The 23,902-nt window shown below is 66.0% G+C and carries 23 protein-coding genes; 9 read left to right on the top strand and 14 right to left on the bottom strand.

Annotated features, from left to right (window positions below; all coding sequences use genetic code 11):
• Positions 1 to 8 precede the first annotated feature (8 nt).
• The 3 genes from AB0L53_RS34755 to AB0L53_RS34745 are packed head-to-tail and all read right to left on the bottom strand — an operon-like array spanning position 9 to position 2,400.
• On the bottom strand, positions 9 to 671 hold the full coding sequence (locus tag AB0L53_RS34755; RefSeq protein ID WP_364003137.1) for an ABC transporter permease: 663 nt from the start codon (positions 669 to 671) through the stop codon (positions 9 to 11).
• Positions 668 to 1,315 carry an ABC transporter permease gene (locus tag AB0L53_RS34750; protein WP_357957705.1) on the bottom strand — a complete coding sequence of 216 codons (648 nt, stop codon included), beginning with the start codon at positions 1,313 to 1,315 and terminating at the stop codon, positions 668 to 670. The genes AB0L53_RS34755 and AB0L53_RS34750 overlap by 4 nt, the downstream gene beginning before the upstream one ends.
• Positions 1,312 to 2,400: an ATP-binding cassette domain-containing protein gene (locus AB0L53_RS34745; RefSeq protein WP_357957703.1), complete on the bottom strand. Its 1,089-nt coding sequence runs from the start codon at positions 2,398 to 2,400 to the stop codon at positions 1,312 to 1,314. Before AB0L53_RS34745 ends, AB0L53_RS34750 begins: the two co-directional genes overlap by 4 nt.
• A 101-nt stretch (positions 2,401 to 2,501) precedes the next feature.
• On the opposite strand from AB0L53_RS34745, the gene AB0L53_RS34740 reads away from it, so the two are divergent.
• The 6 genes from AB0L53_RS34740 to hutI all read left to right on the top strand — a co-directional run bounded on the left by AB0L53_RS34740 (position 2,502) and on the right by hutI (position 10,543).
• On the top strand, positions 2,502 to 4,004 hold the full coding sequence (locus tag AB0L53_RS34740; RefSeq protein WP_364003133.1) for an aromatic amino acid ammonia-lyase: 1,503 nt from the start codon (positions 2,502 to 2,504) through the stop codon (positions 4,002 to 4,004).
• 14 nt (positions 4,005 to 4,018) lie between these two features.
• Positions 4,019 to 4,879, top strand: a complete 861-nt coding sequence (locus AB0L53_RS34735) for a MurR/RpiR family transcriptional regulator (RefSeq protein WP_364003130.1) — start codon at positions 4,019 to 4,021, stop codon at positions 4,877 to 4,879.
• Between the two features lie 69 nt (positions 4,880 to 4,948).
• A complete protein-coding gene (gene hutU / locus AB0L53_RS34730) occupies positions 4,949 to 6,622 on the top strand; it encodes a urocanate hydratase (protein WP_364003127.1) in 1,674 nt (557 codons plus the stop codon).
• A 35-nt stretch (positions 6,623 to 6,657) separates the two neighbouring features.
• A complete protein-coding gene (locus AB0L53_RS34725) occupies positions 6,658 to 7,860 on the top strand; it encodes an allantoate amidohydrolase (protein WP_364003297.1) in 1,203 nt (400 codons plus the stop codon).
• A 53-nt stretch (positions 7,861 to 7,913) separates the two neighbouring features.
• Positions 7,914 to 9,224, top strand: a complete 1,311-nt coding sequence (locus AB0L53_RS34720; protein WP_364003294.1) for a formimidoylglutamate deiminase — start codon at positions 7,914 to 7,916, stop codon at positions 9,222 to 9,224.
• Positions 9,225 to 9,418: 194 nt separating this feature from the next.
• Positions 9,419 to 10,543, top strand: coding sequence for an imidazolonepropionase (gene hutI, locus AB0L53_RS34715; protein ID WP_364003124.1), 1,125 nt, complete (start codon positions 9,419 to 9,421; stop codon positions 10,541 to 10,543).
• Positions 10,544 to 10,571: 28 nt separating this feature from the next.
• On the opposite strand, the gene AB0L53_RS34710 is transcribed toward hutI, so the two are convergent.
• Positions 10,572 to 11,000, bottom strand: coding sequence for a hypothetical protein (locus tag AB0L53_RS34710; RefSeq protein ID WP_364003122.1), 429 nt, complete (start codon positions 10,998 to 11,000; stop codon positions 10,572 to 10,574).
• Between the two features lie 135 nt (positions 11,001 to 11,135).
• On the opposite strand from AB0L53_RS34710, the gene AB0L53_RS34705 reads away from it, so the two are divergent.
• Positions 11,136 to 11,450, top strand: coding sequence for a hypothetical protein (locus AB0L53_RS34705; protein ID WP_364003119.1), 315 nt, complete (start codon positions 11,136 to 11,138; stop codon positions 11,448 to 11,450).
• Positions 11,451 to 11,498: 48 nt separating this feature from the next.
• On the opposite strand, the gene AB0L53_RS34700 is transcribed toward AB0L53_RS34705, so the two are convergent.
• The 3 genes from AB0L53_RS34700 to AB0L53_RS34690 form a co-directional block, all read right to left on the bottom strand.
• On the bottom strand, positions 11,499 to 11,651 hold the full coding sequence (locus AB0L53_RS34700; protein WP_364003116.1) for a hypothetical protein: 153 nt from the start codon (positions 11,649 to 11,651) through the stop codon (positions 11,499 to 11,501).
• Between the two features lie 214 nt (positions 11,652 to 11,865).
• Positions 11,866 to 12,156 carry a hypothetical protein gene (locus AB0L53_RS34695; RefSeq protein WP_364003113.1) on the bottom strand — a complete coding sequence of 97 codons (291 nt, stop codon included), beginning with the start codon at positions 12,154 to 12,156 and terminating at the stop codon, positions 11,866 to 11,868.
• Positions 12,153 to 12,335, bottom strand: coding sequence for a hypothetical protein (locus AB0L53_RS34690; RefSeq protein WP_364003110.1), 183 nt, complete (start codon positions 12,333 to 12,335; stop codon positions 12,153 to 12,155). The genes AB0L53_RS34695 and AB0L53_RS34690 overlap by 4 nt, the downstream gene beginning before the upstream one ends.
• A 181-nt stretch (positions 12,336 to 12,516) precedes the next feature.
• Between AB0L53_RS34690 and AB0L53_RS34685 the strand changes: the two genes are divergently transcribed.
• Entirely contained in the window at positions 12,517 to 12,756 is a 240-nt protein-coding gene (locus AB0L53_RS34685; RefSeq protein WP_219527888.1) for a winged helix-turn-helix domain-containing protein, read from the top strand.
• Positions 12,757 to 12,848: 92 nt separating this feature from the next.
• On the opposite strand, the gene AB0L53_RS34680 is transcribed toward AB0L53_RS34685, so the two are convergent.
• Positions 12,849 to 13,310, bottom strand: coding sequence for a DDE-type integrase/transposase/recombinase (locus tag AB0L53_RS34680; protein WP_364003291.1), 462 nt, complete (start codon positions 13,308 to 13,310; stop codon positions 12,849 to 12,851).
• Positions 13,311 to 14,223: 913 nt separating this feature from the next.
• On the opposite strand from AB0L53_RS34680, the gene AB0L53_RS34675 reads away from it, so the two are divergent.
• On the top strand, positions 14,224 to 15,801 hold the full coding sequence (locus AB0L53_RS34675; RefSeq protein WP_364003107.1) for a PIN-like domain-containing protein: 1,578 nt from the start codon (positions 14,224 to 14,226) through the stop codon (positions 15,799 to 15,801).
• Between the two features lie 68 nt (positions 15,802 to 15,869).
• On the opposite strand, the gene AB0L53_RS34670 is transcribed toward AB0L53_RS34675, so the two are convergent.
• The 6 genes from AB0L53_RS34670 to AB0L53_RS34645 form a co-directional block, all read right to left on the bottom strand.
• Entirely contained in the window at positions 15,870 to 16,004 is a 135-nt protein-coding gene (locus AB0L53_RS34670; RefSeq protein WP_364003104.1) for a hypothetical protein, read from the bottom strand.
• Positions 16,005 to 16,261: 257 nt separating this feature from the next.
• Positions 16,262 to 19,327 (bottom strand): DUF3427 domain-containing protein, encoded by a 3,066-nt coding sequence (locus tag AB0L53_RS34665; protein ID WP_364003101.1) that lies wholly within the window; start codon positions 19,325 to 19,327, stop codon positions 16,262 to 16,264.
• A 203-nt stretch (positions 19,328 to 19,530) separates the two neighbouring features.
• Positions 19,531 to 20,445 carry a YDG/SRA domain-containing protein gene (locus AB0L53_RS34660; protein ID WP_364003288.1) on the bottom strand — a complete coding sequence of 305 codons (915 nt, stop codon included), beginning with the start codon at positions 20,443 to 20,445 and terminating at the stop codon, positions 19,531 to 19,533.
• Positions 20,446 to 20,633: 188 nt separating this feature from the next.
• A complete protein-coding gene (locus AB0L53_RS34655) occupies positions 20,634 to 20,843 on the bottom strand; it encodes a DUF397 domain-containing protein (RefSeq protein WP_364003098.1) in 210 nt (69 codons plus the stop codon).
• A gap of 18 nt (positions 20,844 to 20,861) precedes the next feature.
• Positions 20,862 to 21,059, bottom strand: a complete 198-nt coding sequence (locus AB0L53_RS34650) for a hypothetical protein (RefSeq protein WP_364003095.1) — start codon at positions 21,057 to 21,059, stop codon at positions 20,862 to 20,864.
• Positions 21,060 to 21,161: 102 nt separating this feature from the next.
• The gene (locus tag AB0L53_RS34645) at positions 21,162 to 23,699 is read right to left on the bottom strand and encodes a hypothetical protein (protein ID WP_364003092.1); all 2,538 of its coding nucleotides are present in this window, start codon (positions 23,697 to 23,699) and stop codon (positions 21,162 to 21,164) included.
• Between the last annotated feature and the right edge of the window lie 203 nt (positions 23,700 to 23,902).

Genomic DNA, 23,902 nt, shown 5'->3' with positions numbered 1-23,902 from the left:
AAGCTCCATCAAGTAAGGCGGTGGCGGAAGAGAACGCGGTGGATTCCGGCGAGGATGAGGTCCACGGCCACGGCGAGGACCGCGACGAGGACGGCGCCGCCCAGGACCTGGGTGAGGTCGCGCTGGGCGAGGCCGTCGAAGATGTACCGGCCGAGACCGCCGAAACTGACGTAGGCCGCGATGGTGGCGGTCGCGATGACCTGTACGGTCGCCAGCCGCAGCCCTGTCATGATCAGCGGGGCGGCGAGGGGGATCTCCACCCGCCACAACGACTGAAGCCCGGTCATCCCCATGCCGCGGGCGGCGTCCTTGGTATCCGCCTCGACCGCGGCCATGCCCGCGTAGGTGTTGGTCACGATCGCCGGGATGGCCAGCGCGACGAGGGAGATGTACACGGGGGTCATGCTCAGGCCGCTGACCAGGAAGACCAGGGTGACGATGCCCACGGTCGGGAGGGCACGGCCGAAGCCCGAGAGGTTGATGGCGAGGAACGCGCCTCGCCCGGTGTGGCCGATGAACAACCCGATGGGCAGGGCGATCAGCGCGGCGACGAGAGTGGAGAGCAGGGAGTACTCCACGTGCTCGAACAGCCGCTGGGCGATGCCCTCCGGGCCGGCCCACTGGCCGGCGGAGGTCAGCCAGGCGACCAGCTGGGAGAAGAGATCCATCATGCGCGCGCTCCCTTGCGGATCCAGGGGGTGCAGAGCCATTGCACAACGACGAGCACCGCGTCGGCGGCCAGCGCGAGCAGCAGCGTGAGGACCACTCCGGCGAGTACGGGGGTGGGGAAGCTGCGCTGGAAGCCATCGGTGAACAGCTGGCCGATGCCGCCGTACCCGATGTAGCTGGCCACGCTGACCAGGGAGATGGTCATGACGCTGGCCACCCTGACCCCGGCCATGATCACCGGTAGGGCGAGCGGGAACTCGACTTTCACCAGCGTGCCCAGACTGCCCCTGCCCATGGCGAGGGAGGCCTCCCGGACCTTGGCGGGCACGCTGTCGAGCCCTTCGACGGTGTTACGGAGCAGGACGACCAGGGTGTAGACGGTCAGCCCGGCGATCGCGGTCGTCCTGGTCAGTCCCGTAATAGGCAGCAGCAGGACGAACAGGGCCAGCGACGGGACCGTGAACATGATGTTGGAGATGCCGAGCAGCAGCCCGCGGAGCGGACGGACCCGGTGGGCGACCACGGCGAGCGGCAGCGCGATCAGCAGGCCGAGCAGCACGGCCGGGACCGCCGTCGCCAGGTGGTCCAGCGTGAGCGACAGCAGGTCGTCGGTGTGTGTGGTGAGCCAGCCCCATTCGATGGTCATGCGAGGCTCCGCTGATGGGCGTGCACGACGTCGTCTCTGGAGGCCCCGACCAGCACGCCCGCCGCGTCCACCCGTACCGCCATCCCGGTGGGAGAGGAGACGGTCTCGTTGAGCGCCGAGAGCAGCGAGTCGGAATCGGTCAGGCCGCGCACCGGGGTGAGGGTCGCCTGCCCGATCGAATCGGACCCGTCGAGCGCGTGGACGTCCAGCCAGCCTGCGGGTTTGCCGTCGGGGGAGACCGCGAGCAGCCAGCGCCCCGTCGCCTCCGCGCGTGCCTGCGCGGCCGTGTCGGTGGTCCGTACCGCTGCGATCGGCTCGTACGGCACATCCTGCAAGGAGATGAGAGACAGCAGCTTCAGCCCGCGTTCCGCCCCGAGGAACCCGGCGACGAAGTCGTCGGCCGGTCGGGCGAGCAGTTCGGCGGGTGGGGCGAACTGGACCATGTGCCCGCCGGTGCGGAAGATCGCGATGCGGTCGCCGAGCCGTACGGCCTCGTCGATGTCGTGGGTGACGAAGACGATGGTCTTGCGTAGTTCGGCCTGCAGCCGGATCAGCTCGTCCTGGAGCAGGGTACGGACCACCGGGTCGACCGCCCCGAACGGCTCGTCCATGAGCAGGACGGGCGGGTCGGCGGCCAGCGCGCGGGCGACGCCCACGCGCTGTTGCTGACCGCCGGAGAGCTGGTGCGGATAGCGTTTGCCGGACTCGGCGGCCAGCCCGACGACTTCAAGAAGCTCGGCGGCCCTGGCGCGGGCCTTGCGCCGGCCCCAGCCGAGCAGGGTCGGCACGGTGGCGATGTTGTCCAGGACCGTACGGTGCGGGAACAGGCCCGCCTGCTGGATGACGTACCCGATGCCGCGCCGCAACTGAGCCGCGGGCAGCTCCCGTACGTCGCGCCCGCCCAGGCTGACCGTGCCAGAGGTGGGATCTACCAGCCGGTTGATCATCCGGAGCGTGGTGGTCTTGCCGCAACCGGAGGATCCGACGAGCACCGTGATGCCTCCTTCGAGGAACTCCACGGAGAGGTCGTCCACGGCTGTCGTGCCGTTGGCGAACCTCTTTGTGACTGACTCGAATCGGATCATGGGCACCACCCTTGCCGGTCTGCATGTATTCATGCAGACTCATGCACGAATGAAGATGTGTCAATAGTCGGTTTTGTGCAGGTGAAAGGGAGTTGAACGCCGTGGCGTCTCGAATCGTAGGCGTGGCCGTCCCACAGATCGAGCTCGACGGACATGGTCTCGACAGTGAGACGGTCGCGCTGCTCGCCGACGGCGTGGCCTGCGTGGAGGTGCCCCTGTCCGCCTACGACAAGGTCGAACGGTCGTGGCACAGGGCGGGCGACCTCGTCGCCACCGGGCGCGTCTACGGGCGCAGCACCGGCGTCGGCGCCAACCGCACCCTTGATGTCGATCCCGCCGACTTCGACCTGCACGGCCTGCGCCTGCTGCGCAGCCACGCGGGCGGGATAGGGGCACTGCTGCCGGCCAGGGAGGTCCGGGCGATGATGATCGTCCGGCTCAACCAGCTCCTGGTGGGAAACGCCGGGCTCCGTCCCGAGGTGGTCCGCGGGCTCGCCGCGGCGTTCAAGGCCGGAGTGCACCCGCCGGTGAACGAGTACGGAGCGGTCGGCACCGGTGATCTGGCCGCGCTGTCCCAGCTCGGATTGGCCCTCGCCGGAGAGCACCCCTGGCACGGGGGGCCCACCCCGCCACCTCCGATCAGCCTCGAAACCGGCGACGCACTGGCCCTGATCAGCAGCAACGCCCTCACCCTGGGACAGGCGGCGCTGGCCCGCCACAGCCTGGACCGCCTGCTCAGGGCCGCCCATGTGGTGGCCGCGCTCTCCCTGCTGGCCGTCGACGGCTCGCTGGAGGCCTTCGCCGAGCCGGTGCACGCCGCGCGCCCGCATCCGGGCAACATCCGTGTCGCCGCCGAGGTCCGCCGGCTCGTCGGCGCGCCGGATCGGCCCGCGCCGCCGACCGGCCGCATCCAGGACCCGTACGCCTTCCGCTGCTTTCCGCAGATCCACGGGCCGGCCTTGGAAGCCTCCGACGCGCTGGAACGGGTGCTGGCCATCGAGCTCAACGCGGGCGCGGAGAACCCCCTGATCAGTGCGGAAGGCCCGGACGGCGGGCCGGCGTCGTACCATCACGGGGGTTTCTTCTCGGCTCACGTGGCGCTCGCGCTGGACCAGCTGTCTCTCGCGCTCCTGCCGACGGCGCGGCTGTCGGCGGCGCGGCTGGCGGCCCTGAACGAGCCGGGCATCACGGGGCTGCGTCCGTTCCTCGCCGGTGGGGCGTCGGCCGGCTCCGGGGTGCTCATCCTCGAATACAGCGCGAACGCCGCCCTCGCCGAGCTGCGGAACGCGGCGACTCCGGCCTCGTCCGGGCATGCCGTACTGTCACGGAGCGTGGAGGAGGCCGCGAGCTTCGCCTCGCAGGCCGCCCGCCAGGTCCTGCGGGCCGTCGAGACGTACCGGCTGGTGCTCGCCTGCGAGCTCGTCGCCGCCGTCCGCGCTCTGCGTCAGCTCGACCCCAACGGCGTGAAGCTGGACCGGTCCTTGCCGGTAGGTCGCGCGTACGCGCTGGTGGACGACAATCTTGAGCTATCGATGGAGGACCGGCCGCTCACGGCGGACGTCTCGGCGGCGGCCGGTCTCCTCGACGCACTGGCCGATCTGTAGACCCCTGGAGAGTCATGAACACGGACGATGTCGCGCCGGAGGCCCGCTTGCTGCGGCTGTTCGAGGGGCATCGGCTGACCCCCGCCCAGCGGCGGATCGCGCACTGCCTGGTGCAGCACGCCGGGCAGGCGGCCTTCCTGTCCAGCGTGGAAATCGCCGAGCTCGCGGGGGTGAGCCAGCCGTCGGTGACCCGGTTCGCGATGACCCTCGGGTACGACGGCTACCCCGCGCTGCGCAAGCAGATCCGCGAGCTCGGCCTGCCCGACTCGGCGGGCCGGGGCGAGACGGGCGAAGGCGTGCCCCTGAGCGAGACCCAGCGGGCGGTGCGCACCGAGATCGCCAACCTTCAGCATCTGGCCGACTCTCTGTCGGACATGACGGCGATCGTCAAGGCCGCCCGGCTGCTGGCACCCTCCCGGCCGCTGCTCGTGCTCGGCCTGCGCGCGGCCGCGGCGCAGGCCGCGGGCTGGGCCTACTTCGCCGCCAAGGTCCACCCGGACGTACGCCTGCTCAACGAGGGCGGGTCCATGCTCGCCGACCGCATCGAACAGGCGGCCGACGCCGGGGCGAGCGCCCTGCTCTGCTTCGCGCTGCCCCGCCACCCCGCCGAGCTGACGGAGGCCCTGTCGGCGGCCAAGAAGGTGGGGTTGAGCGTGGTGACCATCGCCGACAACGCCTTCGCGCCCTCGGCGGACCTCGCCGACGTGCTGCTGCCCGTGCCGGTCGGCACGGAACTGGTCTTCGACACGGCATGCGCGCCCATGATGCTCGGCCGGGTCCTGCTGGAGACCATGGTCGACGAGATCCCGGGCGCGCAGGCCCGCCTGGAGGCGTTCGAGCAGTCAGCGGCATCGCGCGGCTTGTTCACGGACTAGCTATTGACTGAATCTATTCATTCTGGATATAGATGCATGAATAGATGCGCAGAGGGGGAGGTCAGGAACATGGACCAGATCAGCGGTCCGCGCCCGGTTCGGGCTCCGCGTGGCACGACGCTTCATACCCAGGGCTGGCAGCAGGAAGCCGCCCTGCGGATGCTCATGAACAATCTCGACCCCGAGGTCGCCGAGCATCCCGACAAGCTCGTCGTGTACGGCGGCACCGGCAAGGCGGCCCGTGACTGGCGCTCCTACGACGCGATCGTCCGCACCCTCGGCACGTTGAAGGCCGACGAGACGCTGCTCGTGCAGTCGGGCCGCCCGGTGGGCGTCATGGCCACGCACGAATGGGCGCCGCGGGTCCTCATCGCCAACTCCAACCTGGTCGGCGACTGGGCCACGTGGCCGGAGTTCCGGCGGCTGGAGCAGCTCGGGCTGACCATGTACGGGCAGATGACGGCCGGCTCCTGGATCTACATCGGCACCCAGGGGATCCTCCAGGGCACCTATGAGACGTTCTCGGCCGTGGCCGCCAAGAAGTTCGGCGGCACGCTGGCCGGGACGATCACCCTGACCGCCGGGCTGGGCGGCATGGGCGGCGCCCAGCCGCTGGCCGTCACCATGAACGGCGGGGTGGCCATCTGCGTCGACTGCGACCCGCGCTCCGTGGACCGGCGTATCGAGCACCGCTACCTCGACGTCAAGGCTTCGTCGCTGGATGAGGCGCTGCGGCTGGCCTACGAGGCGAGGGACGCGCGCCGGCCGCTGTCCATCGGCGTGGTCGCCAACGCGGCGGAGGCCGTGCCGGAGCTGCTCGCGAGTGGCGCGGAGATCGACATTGTCACGGACCAGACGTCGGCGCACGACCCGCTGATGTACCTCCCGATCGGCGTGGCGTTCGAGGACATGGCCGCCGAGGCGGACAAGGACCCGGTGGGGTTCACCGAGCGCGCCCGGCACTCGATGGCCCGGCACGTGGAGGCGATGGTCGGCTTCCAGGACGCCGGGGCCGAGGTGTTCGACTACGGCAACTCGATCCGGGGCGAGGCCCAGCTGGCGGGCTACGAGCGGGCCTTTGACTTCCCCGGCTTCGTGCCCGCGTACATCCGGCCGCTGTTCAGCGAGGGCAAGGGGCCGTTCCGCTGGGCGGCGCTGTCGGGCGACGCCCAGGACATCGCCAAGACGGACCAGGCGATCCTGGACCTGTTCCCGGAGAACGAGTCGCTGGCCCGGTGGATCCGGCTGGCGGGGGAGCGGGTGCACTTCCAGGGCCTGCCCGCGCGCATCTGCTGGCTCGGCTACGGCGAACGGGACAAGGCCGGTGACCGGTTCAACGACATGGTGGCCCGTGGCGAGATCTCCGCTCCGCTGGCCATCGGCCGTGACCACCTCGACTGCGGCAGCGTCGCCTCGCCGTACCGGGAGACCGAGGCCATGCTCGACGGCTCCGACGCCATCGCCGACTGGCCGCTGTTGAACGCCATGGTGAATGTGGCTTCTGGCGCGTCGTGGGTGTCCATCCACCACGGTGGGGGTGTTGGCATCGGCCGGTCCATTCACGCCGGGCAGGTCACGGTCGCTGACGGGACCGCGCTGGCGGGCGAGAAGATTCGCCGGGTGCTTACCAACGATCCGGGTATGGGCGTTATTCGGCACGTCGACGCCGGGTACGACCGGGCCACTGAGGTCGCGCAGGAGCGTGGTGTGCGGATCCCGATGCGTGAGGGCGACTCGGCGTGATCGATCTCGCTCAGGTTGAAGGCAACTTCCGGGGGATGTGGCGCGAGCTGCTGCCCGTGGGCCGGTATGACTCGACCGGCGGATATCGCCGCCACGCTTGGAACGCGGCCGACGGCGAATGCCGGGTCTGGTTCAGGGAGCAGGCGCTAAAGAGGGGTTTGACGTACGAGGTCGATCGGAACGGTAACCAGTGGGCCTGGTACGGAGATCCGGAGGCGGGGGACGCCATCGTCACCGGCTCCCATCTGGACTCGGTGCCTGATGGGGGAGCGTACGACGGGCCGCTTGGCGTGGTGTCGGCGTTCGCGGCCCTGGACGCGCTCCGGGACCGGGGCGTGCTCCGGGACCAGGGCGTTCTCCAGGATCGGGGCGTTCTCCGGGATCGAGGCGCCGCGGGTGGGCGCCCGCTTGCGATCGTCAACTTCGGTGACGAGGAGGGCGCCAGGTTCGGTGTGGCCTGCGTCGGGTCCCGGTTGCTGGCGGGGGTCCTGGACCCGGATCACGCTCGGGCTCTCAGAGACCAGGACGGCGTCCTGCTCGGCGACGCGATGGAGCGCGCGGGGCACGACCCCGCCATGATCGGCCGCGATGACGAGCGGCTCGGGCGCATCGCCGCGTACGTCGAACTCCACGTCGAGCAGGGCAGGAACCTGGGCGACGCGCCGGTTGGCGTCGCGTCGGCGATCTGGCCGCACGGCCGCTGGCGCTTCGACTTTCACGGAGAGGCGAACCACGCAGGAACCACCCGCCTGGAGGACCGCCGGGATCCGATGTTGGCCTACGCCGCCACGGTCCTGAACGCTCGCGAGCAGGCCAGGCTCGCCGGGGCGCTCGCCACCTTCGGGAAGATCTCTGTCGAGCCCAACGGCACCAACGCCATCGCCTCCCGAGTGACTGCTTGGCTGGACTCGCGTGCTGCTGACTCCGCCACCCTCGACACGCTCGTGAAAGAGATCATTCACGAGTCGGGGGCGGAGGTCACTCGCGAGTCGTACACGCCGGTGGTCGAATTCGACGGGCCGCTCAGGGACCGCTTGGCCGCGCGGCTCGGTGGGGTTCCCGTCCTGCCGACAGGGGCGGGGCACGATGCGGGCATTCTCGCCTCTGCCATCCCCACGGCCATGCTCTTCGTACGGAACCCGACCGGCGTCTCGCACTCCCCGTCGGAACACGCCGAGGAAGTCGACTGCCTCGCGGGCGTGGCTGCCTTGGCCGCCGTCCTGGAGGACCTGCTGTGAACAGCCGGTTTTGGGCGAGGTACGCGTGGACCGGCGTATCGGGGGCTGGTGCGTTGGGGTCCGGCGCGTCGGGGTCCGGTGCGGTGGAGTCCGGCGTTCTCATCGAAGTTTCGGCGGACCGTATCGCCTCCCTGCAAGCGGGCAGCGCTCCTCCCGGCGACGCTGTCGTCCTGGACGGCCTGGTCATCCCCGGACTGGCCAACGCCCATTCGCACGCCTTCCACCGGGCGTTGCGCGGAGCCACGCAGCTCGGCGGCGGCACCTTCTGGACCTGGCGCGAGACCATGTACCGGGTCGCAGCGGCTCTCACTCCCGATGAGTACCTGGAGCTGGCACGGGCGGTCTACGCCGAGATGGCCCTCGCGGGGATCACCTGCGTCGGCGAGTTCCACTACCTTCACCACGCTCCCGGAGGCGTCGCCTACGACGACCCGAACGCGATGGGAGAGGCGCTCATCGAGGCGGCCGCCCAGGCCGGCATCCGGATCACCCTGCTTGACACCTGCTACCTCTCGTCGGGGTTCGGCGCTCCACCGGACGAGACCCAGCTCAGGTTCAGCGACGGCTCAGGGGAGGCATGGGCCGAGCGGGTCAGCGGGCTGAAGGAGCGCGATCACGCCCGCGTCGGCGCGGCCGTCCACTCGGTCCGAGCCGTTCCCGCCGACCAGCTCGGGGTGGTCGGCACCTGGGCGGCACAGCGGAACGCCCCGATCCACGCGCACGTGTCCGAGCAGCCCGCCGAGAATGAGGGCTGCCTGGCGGCGTACGGCGTCACGCCCACGCGCCTGCTCACCGACCACGGGCTGCTCGGGCCGCGTACCACCGCCGTGCACGCCACACACCTGACCTCGGAGGACATCGCGCTGCTCGGCGACTCCGCCACCACGGTGTGCATGTGCCCCACGACCGAGCGCGATCTCGCCGACGGCATCGGACCCGCTCGCGAGGTGCAGGCCGCGGGATCGCCGCTGTCGCTCGGCAGCGACAGCCAGGCCGTCATCGACCTGTTCGAGGAGGCTCGGGCCATGGAGTTGAACGAGCGGCTGCGTACCCGTCGTCGCGGTCACTGGACGGCGGACGCGCTCCTGCGGGCCGCCACCGCCGACGGCCACGCGTCCCTGGGCTGGCCGGAGGCGGGCGCGCTTAAGGTCGGCGCGCTCGCCGACCTCGTCACGGTCTCCCTCGACTCGGTTCGGACTGCGGGCCCGCTCCATGGTGCGGAGACCGCCGTCTTCGCGGCCACCTCCGCCGACGTCAGCGACGTCGTCACGGGCGGCCGGGTGATCGTACGGCGGGGCGTCCACCAGCTCGTTCCCGACGTTGCGGGCGCGCTGCGGCAGGCTCTCGCACGGGTGGCGTCATGACTGGCGCGGCTGCGGGAGGCTCTCGCGCGGTTGGCGGTACGAGCGGCGTGACTGGCGCGGCTGCGGGAGGCTCTCGCGCGGTTGGCGGTACGAGCGGCGTGACTCGCGCGGCTGCGGCAGGCTCTCGTGCGGTTGGCGGTACGAGGGAAAGCCTCCTGATCACGGGGATCTCCACGCTGGTCACCAACGACCCCTTGCTGGGTGAGGGTCCGCTCGGGCTCATCACGGACGCCGCCGTCGTCATATCCGGCGTCTCCGGCGAGGAGATCGCCTGGGTGGGGCCGGCTTCGCGGGCTCCCGCGGCGGATCGGATGTACGACGCGGGCGGCCGGGCCCTGCTCCCCGGTTTCGTCGACTCCCATGCCCACCTGGTCTTCGCGGGAGACCGGACTGCCGAGTTCGATGCTCGGATGCGCGGCCTGCCCTACACCGCAGGCGGGATCCGCACAACGGTGGCGGCCACCCGCGCGGCGAGCGACGAGGAGCTATCGACGGGAGTGGCCCGTCTGGTGGGCGAGGCACTGCGGCAGGGCACCACGGTCATCGAGTGCAAATCAGGCTACGGCCTCACCGTCCAGGACGAGGCACGCCTGCTGCGCATCGCCGCAGAGCACACGGATGAGGTGACCTACCTCGGCGCGCACGTCGTACCGGCCGAGCAAGACCCTGATGCGTACGTGGCGCTGGTGACCGGGGCGATGCTGGACGCCTGCGCTCCCCATGCTCGATGGGTGGACGTCTTCTGCGAGCGAGGGGCGTTCGACGGCGACCAGGCGCGGGCTGTACTGGCGAGTGGCATCAAGCGCGGCCTCGTACCCAGGATCCATGCCAACCAGCTCAGCCACGGACCAGGCGTCCAACTCGCCGTCGAGCTGAACGCCGCCTCCGCCGACCACTGCACCCACCTCACGGAAGCGGACGTGGACGCCCTGGCCTCCGGGACCACAGTCGCGACCCTGCTGCCCGGGGCCGAATTCTCCACCAGAGCCCCGTACCCGGACGCCCGCCGCCTCCTGGACGCGGGCGTGACTGTGGCACTGTCGACCGACTGCAACCCTGGCTCCAGTTTCACCACCAGCATGCCGTTCTGCGTCGCCCTGGCGGTTCGGGAAATGGGCATGACTCCGGACGAGGCGGTATGGGCGGCGACATTGGGCGGGGCGCGAGCGCTGCGGCGCGACGATGTGGGCCGGATAGTCGTGGGCGCACGCGCCGACCTGATGCTGCTGGACGCTCCCTCGCATGTCCATCTGGCCTATCGACCTGGGGTCCCGCTCATCTCCGCAGTCTGGCAGCGCGGCCGCCAAGTGGTGTCCTGACCGACTCCGCGCAGGACTCGCACGGTCATCATGGCGCTGCTACATCCCACCCGTGTGCGACGAGCAGCCGCCGGACGCCGTACACGCCCAGCGGGGTCCGGCAGACAACAGCGCTGTCACGCACCGCCGTGAGCGCAGGTCGCAGGATCGTCTGGAGGAATTGCTCGGCCGACAGCCCTCGAACGGCTGTCGGATCGTCATCCGCCTCGTCGGGCTCTTCGGGGGCGAGCTCCTGGTAGAAGCCGGCCTCCAAGTCCTTCATCATGCGTTCGGCCACGTCAGGGTCTATGGGTCGGCTGACCGGCTCGATCACCCCGGCCAGCGCCCAGTCGCTCATCGCGGCCCGCACAGCGCCAAAGAGGCTGTCAGTCAGACCGTACAGACCGATCACGTCGCCCGTGGCCGCAGCGATAGGCAGGGCCGGAAGCAACACAGGACTGTGGCCGTCTGCGGTCATCTCTGGGCCGACCACATAGTGCTCTGACCGAATAGGCTCACCGGGTTAGGGCCCGCGTTTGGTGGGCCGGGACGTCCGGTCCAATCACTCGAACCGCATCTGGGGACGCCCGCGTGCCCTGGGAGGATTTCCCGCATGTTCGAAGAGAAGCTCGTCGCGCTCTCGCAGATGATGGCCGAGCATATGGCCATGCCGTTCCCACCTGGCTTCTGCGGCCTCGACATCGAGGACCAAGACATGGTGATGCTCGACGCGGACGCCTACGGCTTCGCCGCAGGCGTCCTCAAAGGCCCGCTCAGCGAACAGCACCGCCCTGGCCTGACGCGGCTGACGTCGGTGCTCGAGGAGGTCCTCCCGACGATCGACGACGAGTATGCGACCAAGTACTACACACATGTGCACGATATGGCAGTGCTGGCCGCCGGAATCGAGAGTCTGCGCGAGAAGTAGTCCTCTGACCATGACATTCGACACCGAGGCATGGAAAGAGCAGTGCGGTCAACAACCCGGCGAACGTAAGCGGTTGAATCGCCCCGGCTTCGGTGGAGACTTGATCTCTTGAGAGGATCGAGTCCATGCCATGCCGGCGATGGTCACCATGAAGGTCTTCATCTCTTGTGGTTCCTTCGATCCTTCGGTGTGCAGCATCATGCAGGCGAGAGTCCAGGTGGATCGGGACCCTCGCTTGGCGAAGACGGGTCAGCGGTACGGTGCACGCTTGACAGAGGGGCGGGATTCGACCTTCGAGCCCGCGAGCTGGATTGCGCCCCTGAGCACGAATTCCGGATTGGTCCCGGTCAAGGACTCGCACTTCGTTTGCGCAGACGTGGCGGACCAGCCCGGGGAGGCGTCCGCCGCACTGCTCTCACCGGGCCTCGCCTTGGAGGATCTGATCGAAGGTACGTTTGGCGACAGCGTTCAACGTCCACGCGGTTTCGCGGACGGTGCCCTTCTCTCGGTCCGTACGGCGGACGAAGCCCTGGCCGGCGGCGGCGCACAATTCGTACGTCATTCGGCGGCACTCGCAGGTGTGTGAGACCACGCGGATACGCTGAGCCCGCTGGGTCGATTCGTACCAGGTCAGCTTGACATTGCCCGGCTGGGGCGACGCGACGTGCGGACCGTGGAAGTCGGGGATCTCATCCCACCATGTCACCAAGTCCGTCCCTCGAAGATCTCGACGAGGTTCTTGAGCGCGATGTCGACGCGAGCCATGACGAGTTCGCGGATGTGATCGCCGCCTCGAGGCAGCTGGTAGCCGTGCTTCTCGAGTACGGCTTGGATCTCGGCTGTCAGGCAGGACTCGAATCGTAGGTCTGTGATTGGGTTACCCATGGGTCGGACCTCCCGTGTCCGATCAAGGGCCCGTCTTGGCGTTTGGGTCGCGAGGACGGGCCCGACTCCCTTGAAGGCCGTGCAGAGCCCAGGCTAAAGCAAACGTCTGCAAACGTCTGCCCCCGATCGCAAACATGGGCGAGTGATGGGCCACGGATGCGGACATTTACGGTCTATGTTCATGACGATCGACCATGAAGGGCCGGTGCCGCTCTATCGCCAGCTCGCAGACCTGCTGCGAACACAGATCGCGGACGGCACACTCCCGCCCAACCGGCCGATCCCGACCGAGCAGAGGTTGATGCACGAGCACGAAGTGGGCCGCGACACCGTCAGAAAGGCCATCGGCATCTTGCGAGAGGAGGGCTTCGTCATCGCGATCCAGGGCCGCGGAACCTTCGTGGCGCCCCGTGAGAACTGACCTGAGCAGTCGTGATGCCCACAGCTGCCCCAACCGCGCCCTCGGTCGTGACTGGAGTTGCCCCGGTTTGGTGGACACGTCAGGGCTTGCGGCTAAGCGGCAGCATAGTCACCTTCTTGGGTGTTCTTGAATGCCTGTCGGCGTTCGTATTCGGCGGGGCTGAGTTGGCCGTTGGCGGAGTGACTGCGGCGTGGGTTGTAGAACCCCTCGATGTAGCCGAACACCGTCCGTTCGGCCTCTGACCTGGTCCGGAACGTGCGCCAGTCGATCAGTTCGCACTCCAGGGACGCGAAGAAGCTCTCGATGATGGCGTTGTCGAAGCATGTCCCGGTTCTGCCCGTGGAGGGCGGATGCCAGCTTGTTCGCAGCGCTGGCCGAAGGCGATGGAGGTGTTGCGACGACCAGTTGGATCCGCCCTGGCTGCCATTGTCACTGTGATGGATCACTCCGGTGCTGAGGCGGCGCTGGTGGAAGGCCATCGCCAACACATCGGCCACCAGCTCGGTGCGCATGTGGTCGGCCATCGCCCAGCCGACGATGCGGCGGGAGAAGATGTCCTAGACGACCGCGAGGTAGACGAAGCCCTGCCAGGTCGGCACATAGGTGATGTCGGCGGTCCAGATCCAACTCGGCTCGACCGCGCTGAACTTCCTCTTGACCAGGTCGGACGCGGCCACAGCCTATTTGTCTGCGATCGTCGTCCGGCAGCCCTTACGCCTGCTCACCCCAGGCAGCCCCGCTACCGGGCCGCCCAGGCGAAGTAGCCCTGGCGCGACACACCCAGAACCCGGGGCCAGCTCACCCTTCTCGGCGCTGGTTAGGCTGTCTTGCGGCGGCCGTCATCCAGGTCGGCCTGGCGCACCCAGACACGGATCGACTGCGCGGAGGGCTGGAATTCCTTGGCCAGTTCCCCGGCGACCGTCCCGCGCGCACCAGCTCCACCATCTGCCGGCGAAACTCCGGCGGATAGTTGTTCGGCACAGCAGACTCCTTCTTCCGGGAACCAGGGTTCCCCAGAGATCAGGTGTCCAACAAACCGCACCAAAACCAAGGTCTCCATCAAAGTCGGGGCGGTTCACTTTTTGCAAGGGCGCGCAGATGTCCCGCCGTCTTGCTCAAACGGGAGTAGCAGCCTGTGGACGAGCCGACAGCCATGAATCCCTTCAACGGTGAGCAGACGATCGCCAACTGCCTCGTGCGGTCCGTGAGTAGGGTTGTGGCGGACGGGCTTGCCCAACTATGTCCGCGCATCAATACGCATCTGATGAGGCACCATGCCCTGCTACATGTAGTATGCGTGACTGCTTGCGCATCGCCATCACTTAGATGACGAACGTGAGATGTATGCCACTGCGACTGGCAAACGTCGAGCCTGTTGGCGGAATCCTTTTCGCACAGTCTCTCGGACGATGTAAAGGTGTAGTCTGTGGGTCTTGGGTGGCATCACTTAGTAAGTGAGGACACGGTATGAGCGAGAGCAGCGAGCCTCGATTGCTGCATCAATATCGTAGTTGGATAGAGCAATTGGAGGATGAGCACGTTGATACGCACCAAAGAGAGTTTTTTGAGCACGCGCTAATCGTCCTAGACACGAATGTTCTCTTGAGCCTATATGAGCTGCATGCGTCTGCTCGTGATGAAGTGATCAATGCTCTGAAGCGTGTGCAATCGCGTCTTTGGCTCCCTTATCAAGTTGGATTGGAGTTCGTTCGGCGCCGGCATGCGGTGATAGCAACGAGGACTCGCACTCTAAATAGCGCTCTAACGGATCTAGAGAAAAGATTCACAGCTGCACGGCAGTCTGTTATTGCCGCTCGAGATGAGGTCGTCCAACTATATATAAAGTACGCTTGGAATTATGAAATCGGACAGGAACTAGCTGAATCGATAACGCAGCAGTCCGTCGATGCGGCTCTATTGAACATGAAGCAGGATCTACGCAAGAGAGTTAGGAAATTAAAGGACGATCACGATCTAGCACTCGGATCACTCGACTCTGATGATCGTGTGCTCCCTATAGTTGGATGGCTCTATGGTGACCGGATAGCCGCTCCTGTGCCAGGTGCAACAATCTACGAACGGGTCAATCACGCAATTTCCTATAGGTTTCCAAATAGGATTCCGCCTGGGTTTTCTGATGCAACAAAAGAAACCGATCTGGATCGCGCGGGAGACTATCTTATTTGGGAAGAGATCATCGAGCGGGCCCAAGAGCTGCCAGAGCCAAGACGTGTAATGGTTGTGTCCTCCGATGAAAAGATGGACTGGTATCAGCCGGCAGAACCCGGTCGCGCAGCGCGTCCCTGGCCAACGCTGTCGGATGAGTTATGGGCCCGTGCCCATGCTGATCTAAAAATTCTAAAGTCGGCGGAGTTTCTTAAAGGCGCTCACCTGTACTTGGATGTGCAGATCAGCTCGGCAACGTACGAAGAGATCGATCGTGCAACCGAAACGCTTGTAGAATCAAACGTCAACCAGGACGCCGTTCGAGCAGTAGACGATCTGCGCCGCCGCCTCCTATCGGGGGAACCTCCAGATGACGTCCTCGACTCGTATGTACATGTAAAAAACGTTCTTGCTCAGTCCATGCAGGCTCTCGCGCGTAATCAGCTCGATGAGGGACGATCGGCCTTCCATAAACTCCGTGAAGAGATCGCTCATTTTGTAGCCTTGAAGTTGCAAGGAAAGATTCCAGAAAAGTATCTTCAAATACCTTATGGGCGCCAGAGCCATGAAGAGGTCTTTGCGCTTCTCTATCAAAATATGGACAGGCCAGTGTCGTCCGAACATCTTCGCATCCTTACTGGCGGATCTATTCACGCAGAGCGTCGAGTTAGAGAGCTGCGTGAATTAGGTATTCCCATTGAAGCGGTAGGGGGGAATGGCGAAGCCCTATACATCCTGCGGCGCTTGGATGTTAACATGTCGCAAGTCATTTCTGTCTTTCAATCTCACATACGAAACGACCGTGCAAGTTCACCTGCCGAAAGAGATCGTATCCTGCAACTCTTGGATGAAATTAGGATCGAAACTGATGACGAGTGATTTCACCCACATTAGTTCGAGTTGCATGGAAAGCTTCAATCGGCTCGTACAGTGAACTCTTTTCATCCTCAGGCAGCTTGTGCGACGCGGTGGTTCTGAAGGGCGGCGATGGCCTTGCAGAGGTGGCCTCGCGCGAGCATCCAGGCGCTCTCGTCGATGATGTGCAGAGCCCCATCGGAGATGCGCCGGACGAACCACAGCACGCCTGCAGTGTGCCGCGCGAGTTCGCCGGCTGTGCCTTGTCGTTGCAGATGCCCAATGACCTTCGCGAGCGGTTGAGCGCAGTGGGCAACCGGACTGGTGGGCCAGAACGGGGATTTCTTTGCTGGCTGGCCGGTTGAACGCTGATCTTGCGCGAGGCACTTGAGCCGCGAAGTATGCCCTGGCCTGCGTGGCTCGTGCACAGCACCAGGACGCCTATCTGTAGCAAGCCAACCGAGCCCCGTGGACGCCGCCAAACTCAACCGGCAGTGGCCTTCGCATAGTGGAACACATCGGGTGGGAGCGGGCGATCCAGGCGCCAGACGAAACGCATTGGTCGTTCGCCTTCGTGGCTGACGTACCGCATGGGACCGGCATAGGTGTACGGCGGCGCGCCCAGCCCTTCGTCACGCTTGGACCGGCGTATCAGCAGGTGAACGGTGGACTCTCCGGATAGGTAGCGGCGAGAGGTTGCGGCGGAGGAGCGCAGGGTGCTCTGCGATTCCCATTGGAACAGCTCTTCGCTGATCGCCCGATCGTGGTACAGCGTGGTCGGGGAGTAGTGATCTTCAGCCTTGTCGATGGTGACGAAAAACAGGTCCGCGTTGTGCTCCTCAACATATTTGACGCCCTCACGCATGTGGGCGGGCCTGTCGACGCCGAAGGCGGCCAAGACTTCGTTCTTGCTGTAGCGCGCGTGGACGTGCAACGGCACGATCGGGTCCAACTGCGGGGCGACGTGACGAATCCCTGAATGCAGTACGCCGGCTAGTTCTCGAAGCTCCGGAACCCGAGCACCAGTGAGCTGCGCGAGTCTGGCCTCCATGCCGGAGACAGGCTGGGTACCGCCCCACAACATGACATCCAGCATGGCCAGGAGACGCAGCTCACGGGGTGAGCGCGGGGTTCGGCCGTTCAGCACTTCGGTCAGGAAGGCGAGGCGCTCGACGTCGTCGATATGCAGCATCCGGCCGAAGGCACGGCCCAACTGCTCATCTGGGGTATCCGCTTCAAGGCCAGCGGCGTGCCGTAGGGAGGCCCATCCCTGCCGCCGCCGGTAGAGGTCCTCCACATCCAGTCCGGTCTCTTCTAGGAACCGCGGCAGAGTGACATCGCCGAGATCGCGCAGCTCGCGAGACAGGTCCTTCCAATTGAGGCTGAGCGCCTGCCGTACGTTCTCAAGGACTAGGCGGCGTACGTCCCGGTCCAGGTCAATGACGCACCCGGCGGGCAAGGTGGGAAAGCCCTGCTCGATCTCGCGGGCGATTCCGGTACGGCTGGCACCGGTGAGCGCCCGGTAGCGCCGATCGAAGCGAAACTGCTTGTGCTGGTTGCCAACGAAGTCGAGCACGGTTAGGCACGGCTTGTCATCGGCCAATCGCAGACCACGGCCGAGTTGCTGCAGGAAGACGGTTGCACTGTCGGTGGGGCGCAAGAAGAGTACGGTGTCGATCTCTGGAACATCAACGCCCTCATTGAAGAGGTCAACCGTGAACACTGCGTTGATCCGGCGTGCTCTCAGGTCGCGCAACGCTTGGGAACGATCGCCCGGCGAGCTCTGCGCCGTGACCGCAACCGAGGGGAGCCCTGCTCGGGTGAAGCGGTCGGCCATAAAGCGGGCGTGGTCGATGCTTACGCAGAACCCAAGGGCCCGCATCCGCCCGACGTCACCGATCTTGCGATTGAGCGTCTCCAACACAACGGCAACCCGGCGGTCGTTGCCCGTGTAGACACCGGACAACTGGCCTGTGTCGTAACCCTGTCCCCGGCGCCAGCCGACCTGACGCAGATCGGTGCCATCGTGGATACCGAAGTACTGGAACGGGGCGAGTAGTCCACGCTCGAGTGCTTCCCACAACCGCAGCTCGGCCGCGATCCGACCGCCGAACCAGTGCTTGATGTCTTGCCCGTCGGTACGTTCTGGCGTCGCGGTGAGGCCGAGCAGCACCTTCGGGTGAACTGTGGACAGCAAGCGCCTGTAGGTCGAAGTCGCGGAATGGTGGAATTCGTCCACGATTAATACGTCGAACGCATCCGTCTCTGGCAGTGGGTTGGCGTGTAGAGATTGGATCGAGGCGAACACGTGCCGCCATTGCTCGGGGCGCGCGCCGCCGACGTACAACTCGCCAAATGTCTTGTCGCGCAGCACCTGACGGAAGGTGAGCAGGCTCTGCCGCAAGATCTCCTCACGGTGGGCGACGAACAGCAGCGAGTCAGCCTGTCCGGCGTCGCGTAGCCGGCGATAGTCCAGGGCAGCGACCACGGTCTTGCCGGTACCCGTGGCCATGACCACCAGGTTCTGCCATCTGTCGTGGATCTGGCGTTCAGCGGCGAGCTCGTCAAGGATCTCGCGTTGGTAAGGGTATGGGCGAACGTCGACGTGGGCGAAGTCGATGACGACCTGACCGCTGCCGGAGCGCTCCGCCGACAACGCATGGTCGAGCCGCTCGGCATCCTGCACCGGGTCATACGGCTCGAACGCGGGGTCGCCCCAATAGTCGTCGAAGGTGGCCGCGAAGGTGTCGATCAGATGGGGCTGCTCGGCCTGGGCGAGCCGTACGTTCCATTCCAGGCCGTGACTGAGAGCCGTCTGGGACAGGTTCGAGGAGCCCACATAGGCCGTGGACAAGCCTGACTTCCGGTGGAACAGCCATGCCTTTGCGTGTAGGCGGGTCATTCGGGTGTCGTAGGAGACGCGGATGTCGGCGCCCATGGCAGCCAGCCGGTCCACTGCGAGGCGGTCGGTGGCGCCGATGTAGGTGGTGGTCACCAGTCTTAGCTGTCCGCCGCGCGCCAAGAACTCCTCGATCGCTTCTGCCAGCACCCGTACGCCGTTCCATTTCACGAAGGCGCACAGCAGGTCCACGCGATCTGCGGAGGCGAGCTCGTGCTTGAGCTCGTGGCCGATCTCTGGTTGGCCTCTGCCGTTTACCAGCAACGCGCTGTCTGTGAGAGGAATTACTGGTCGCGCCGGGAACCGCACCTGCCCGCCTACGTCCCGGTTTCTGGCGAAGCCCAGTAGCTCCTCGGCGGCCTCCACGAGTTCTTCAGGCGCGGCGGCCTCGGGCACCAGGTCGCCGATTAGATCGGCGATACGGTTGACGATCTCGACTTGCCGGGCCAGCCGTGCCGAGTCTGTTTCCCCTCGGACGGCGCGCAGCGCCCGACGCGTCAGTGCGGCCAGATGCCGCGCCAGCGTCTCGTGGGAGTCGGCGATGTCCAAGGACCGTCGGTCGATGAGCTCGCGGTCGGGTACTGCGCGTAGCAGGGCGCCTACTTGACGGGTAATTAGGTGCTCGTAGACGCCCGGCTGGAGATCGCTCACGCCCGCGACTATAGGGCGCCGCATGGTGATGTGAGGGCATAAGCGGCTTGCTGCCTCAGCGCAGTAGCCGAACTACCTCGGACAACCATCGAAAGATCACCAAAGACCGAGGCTAATCCAACTTTGGGGTTATACGCCACGCAACCGAACGCCATTCGCAGACTAGCTCCGATCTTCAGGTGCTCGGCATCAAGTAGATGGACCTACTCGCGAGCCGTACCCGTTGTCCATCGTGCACGGTGGTGCGCCACATACTGCGGATCGATCCGATGTGGGCGGTTCACGGTGAGGGCCCCCGTGGTCTGACCGGTTCGAGCATCGATCACCTTGAGATCATCGGACAGGTAAATAGCTCCGCTGTCGAACCGAACATGATCGTTTGGGCAGAGGCAGAGGACGTTCTCGACAATGTCGGGGCCGCGGTGGGGTCTGCCGAGGGCTTGAATATGGGCTCCCTCGCTGTAGCGGCCGCCGGCCACTTCTATGGCAAGTCCACAGACTTGGCACTCGTGGTTGTACCAGGCTTTAACTTGCTGAACGACCTTGCTGCTGCGGACGATTCGCTGAATTACGGTCTCGATCACCGAGGCGGGGCCCGGGGCGTTTGTGCCCATATCGATCGCGCCCTGAAGAGGAGGCGGCGTAGCTGTCGTAGGCGCCTCGTCTGGGATCTTGACCAGGGTGAATTGCCAGATTCGGAATCCGTCGATGCCTACCCTCGCGGCGTGGGACTCCACACGAAACAGCCCGTCGTACCTGAGTCCCGAGGCAGGAGCATAGGGCGAGGCCGCGTTACGGCCTCGGACCACACGAACGGGCAACCCTTCGAGCTCGCTGCGGACCAGCCCGGCGTTACCGGGATCGGATAACTCCTGATCGCGGACCTGCCGGCCTGTGTCTGCGTCGCGACCGCCATGACCTGTGTAGACGATGATGTCGCCGTAGTCCTCGTCGTCCACGTACCCGCCGGAGACCACGATGGAGTCGGCGCCGTCCTTTCCAGTTCCCGAGATGCCCGCCTGGAGCGGAGCATGGACGCCCGCATCGTGTAGTGCCCGTCGATTCACGTACGTCGACCCTACTCGTTGGGCCTGAATGTGCCCGAAGATCCTCGCCATGCCGACATAACTAATATCAGCGTCAAATGGTTCCAAACGGGCGGATCATCTTGTGTTGGCCATCAGGATTGGCATAAAAGCCCACGTAGCTGACGTCGTTGGTGGCCGCTTGCCTCTGTGATGTGACACGGTCGGGGGAAGGTGGCCTGTTCGCAGAAGCAGTCTGAGAAGTTCGAGTTGGATGACTGCTAATCGAAGAAGTCGAACTCTCCTGCCCGAACCCCGGCCAGGAACGCCTGCCACTCCGCCCTGGTGTAGACGATCGCGTCACCTTGGAGTTTGCTGTGCCGGACCGCCACGCGGCCCGTTCCGTCGTTGAGGGGGCCGGCCTCGACGCAGTTGCCGCCGCCGTCGGCGCTGAAGCTGCTGATGTGCCAGGAGATTACGGGGGTGCTCATGATCGGGCGGCTCCATCTCTAGGCGTCGGAGATGCTGTCCGCAACTGCCGCGATCAGTTCTAGCGAGTCCTTGGCATTGAGCGAATCGTGGCTGATGCGGTCATATTTCAGCTTAAGCCTGTCGGCTTCCTGGCCTTCCACGTAGATGGAACCTCGGCGGCCGCAAGCGGACGAGCGCGGGATTCCCGCATCGGATGCGAATCCAAGGGTGCTCATCCCTGATCGTCGCCAGCCACGGTGAACCCGAGGGCATGGTCAGACGGCGGGCTTGTATGTGGCGTCCGTGTGGAGGAACTGCCCACACGGACGCCACGAGGGCTACAACTGGAGGATCAATGCCTCGACCTGCTGCAAGGTACTGACACTTGCCTCGGCTGCGCTGCGTGCCTTGGTCAACTTCTCCATCCACTCGATCCGCTGGTCAGCGGAGAGGGGTTGTTCCTCTAGAAGGATGCGCAACTGCCGGGCCGTGTCGAAGTCGGCCAGAAGGATTTCGGCGGACTGGACCGCTTGGTCGTATACGCCTGCAGTGAGCTCGATCCGGGCGGGCAGTTCCCGCCGAAGATCATTGAGTCGTTCACGAGGGTCCGCCGCCACGGCTTCGGGCGCTCGCGTCACGGTCATCACGCCGCCAGTTTCTCCGCTGCCGGTTTGGTCGTCGTTCCCGTGCTCTCCCTCGTCCCTCGTGGAGTTCATGGCCTGGGTCAAGTCGGGCTTGAAGGTCTCGTCGAACCACGCCTTGTCCATGACGAAGGCGGTGGGATTGCCCTCGCTGTCTGGAACAAGGATCATGCCCGGGACGATCGGCGTTCTGTTCTCCGGGTTCCAGTCGTCTTGCTCGCCGTAGCAGACTGGAGCTGTTCCGTTGGGAGCCACCGGGACGCTGGAGGCATCGGGATGGGCGAGGACGTCCCTCGCGAAGGCGGCGAGCAGTTCCCGGGTGACGGTCGGTGTTCCCCGTGTGTAAGCCATCTTCAGCGCGGCGACGGCGCTTGAGGGGCTGCGGCGCATTCCCTTTCGCTGGTCGCCCGCCTCACTACCCTGGCCGGGAGTGATCAGCGGCTCGGGGGCGTGGATTAGGTTGGGCACCATGCGGTCGACCAGTGCTTTCCACGCTGCTGCATCGCCGGCCTTGGCCTCCAGAAGTAGCTTCCTGACGGATCGGGGATCTTGCCGGGCGCCCTCCCTGGCGTCTGGAACCCCGAACAGGCCCGTAGCAGACAGGATGTTGCCGCGCTGCAGGAACAACTGGGCGATGGCGGCGGACCAGAGCCTCGTGCGGGCCGCGGCGGCCTTGGCGCTGATCTGACTCCAGGCCGGCTCTTGGAGCGCGCTCCGAACGATCGGCCAGTTCAGTCCCGTGTCGCGGATCTGGCGGCGTCCGGTCTCCGCTGGCGCTGCCGGGACCTTGGGAAACACCAAAGCGGTGATGGAGCGGATGGCGATGTCACGCAGCGCCATCGGGTCAGCCCCCTCCTCCCCCGGCAGCAGTGGAATGAGGGGGGCGAGCGGACCGTTCGCGGTGAGCGCCGCCCGCACACCGGCCACGTCAAGCAGGCTGGCACCCCGAGCGTCGGGGAAAGCATCGCTGAGCGCCGGTACGAGTCGACGATCGGTGACGTACGCGTCGACGAGAATGGCCCACAGGGCGATGAGGCGAGCGTCTTCGTCGTACGGCTGGATGCCGCGCAGGTGGTCGTCGACGTTCAGCGTCCGCAGTACGTGTTCTAGGGCCGCTGGGTCGCTGCAGCCGATCACGATGTCCGTTGGCACGGTGGTGATCCTTGCGGCGCGGTGGGCCGCATGCTCCTGGCCCGTGTCTTCTCCCATGCGAGCGGCATTGAGGGTGTGGGAGATGCGGTTCAGGACCTCCCGCTGGTTGAGCAGCAGGAGCGTGGGGTCGGAGTTCTCGTTCGGCATCGGCCACCGCGATGGGGGCATGCCCGTCACCAGGTGCTCGGCCTCCACACCGTAGATGCCAAGACGGGCCAGGGCCCTGTTGTTCGCCGTCACGGCGACCATACGCCACAGATTCGCCGTCTGCCCGTCGGACTGCTGGAGCCGCCACTGCTGTAGGACACACATCCCTCGCGACAACTGGCCGGACGCGACCAGCGACTCGACCAGGTCGTAGCCCCGGCGGCGGCCTGCACGGTGGAGCTTTTCCACCGCGTAGCGCTGAAGGTGCACAGCGACTTCCTGCGGCTGGGGCGCGAGTACAAACGCCGCCGCAGCCTGCCCGTCGCTGTGCTTCGCGGGCTGGACAACGGGGCGAGGCCTGCGGTCGCCGAGCGACGATGACAGGCGATCCCGCTCGCGCCGTGCTTCCTTCGCCACCGTGTCGGCCGCTCGGTACTTGTCATCCGCTGCCGCGAGCACGGCGGCACTGTGCGGCTCGTTGCCTCCCTGGCGGCGACGAGCGTCGCGCTCCATCTCCGCCAGTTTTGCGGCCTTGTCAGCCCTCTCCACGGCGAACTCGGCAGCGACCAGATCCTTGACCCGCTGCATCGCCTCCTCGCTGGGCGGTGTCCAGGCTCCGGCAGTCCGGTCGTTCAGGTCCCAAGGGACGATGCCCGCGCCATGGACCTCGCAGCTGAGCAGGAGCACCTTCGCTTCGCCAGCCTTGACGACTCGGTAGGCATGGGGGGCGAGGATCTTCTTACCGCGTTGGGTGACAAATAGTTTCTTGATCTCGGTGTCGCCTAGGGCGGTGGCCAAGCCCTCGACGATCGCGTCCCGCGGCGGTGGCGTAACCTCCTGTTCCGCGCAGGTGCTTTCGACAGCATCGGCGAGATGCTCCGCGTAGGTCGTGGTGCTGATGTAGGGGAAGATTCCCTCGGGCCGCTTCACAGCCATCGTGGGTTTCTGCTTTCTCCGGTCTTGCCGGGAGAAGCACGCCCTCGACTGTCGAGGGCGTGACACGCACCCGAGTCGAGAGCCTCGCGCTAGCAGGACGCGGACCCCCGGGAGGGGGCCGACCTGCTCCGTACGATCCGCCTGCCGACGCCCGCAGAGGGATCAGCCCCAACAGCGCCACAGTGGCGCTTGGACGTCTCGCG

This window comes from Nonomuraea sp. NPDC052129, assembly GCF_040680095.1.
Lineage (GTDB): Bacteria > Actinomycetota > Actinomycetes > Streptosporangiales > Streptosporangiaceae > Nonomuraea.
This window is presented reverse-complemented; position numbering and strand designations above follow the sequence as displayed.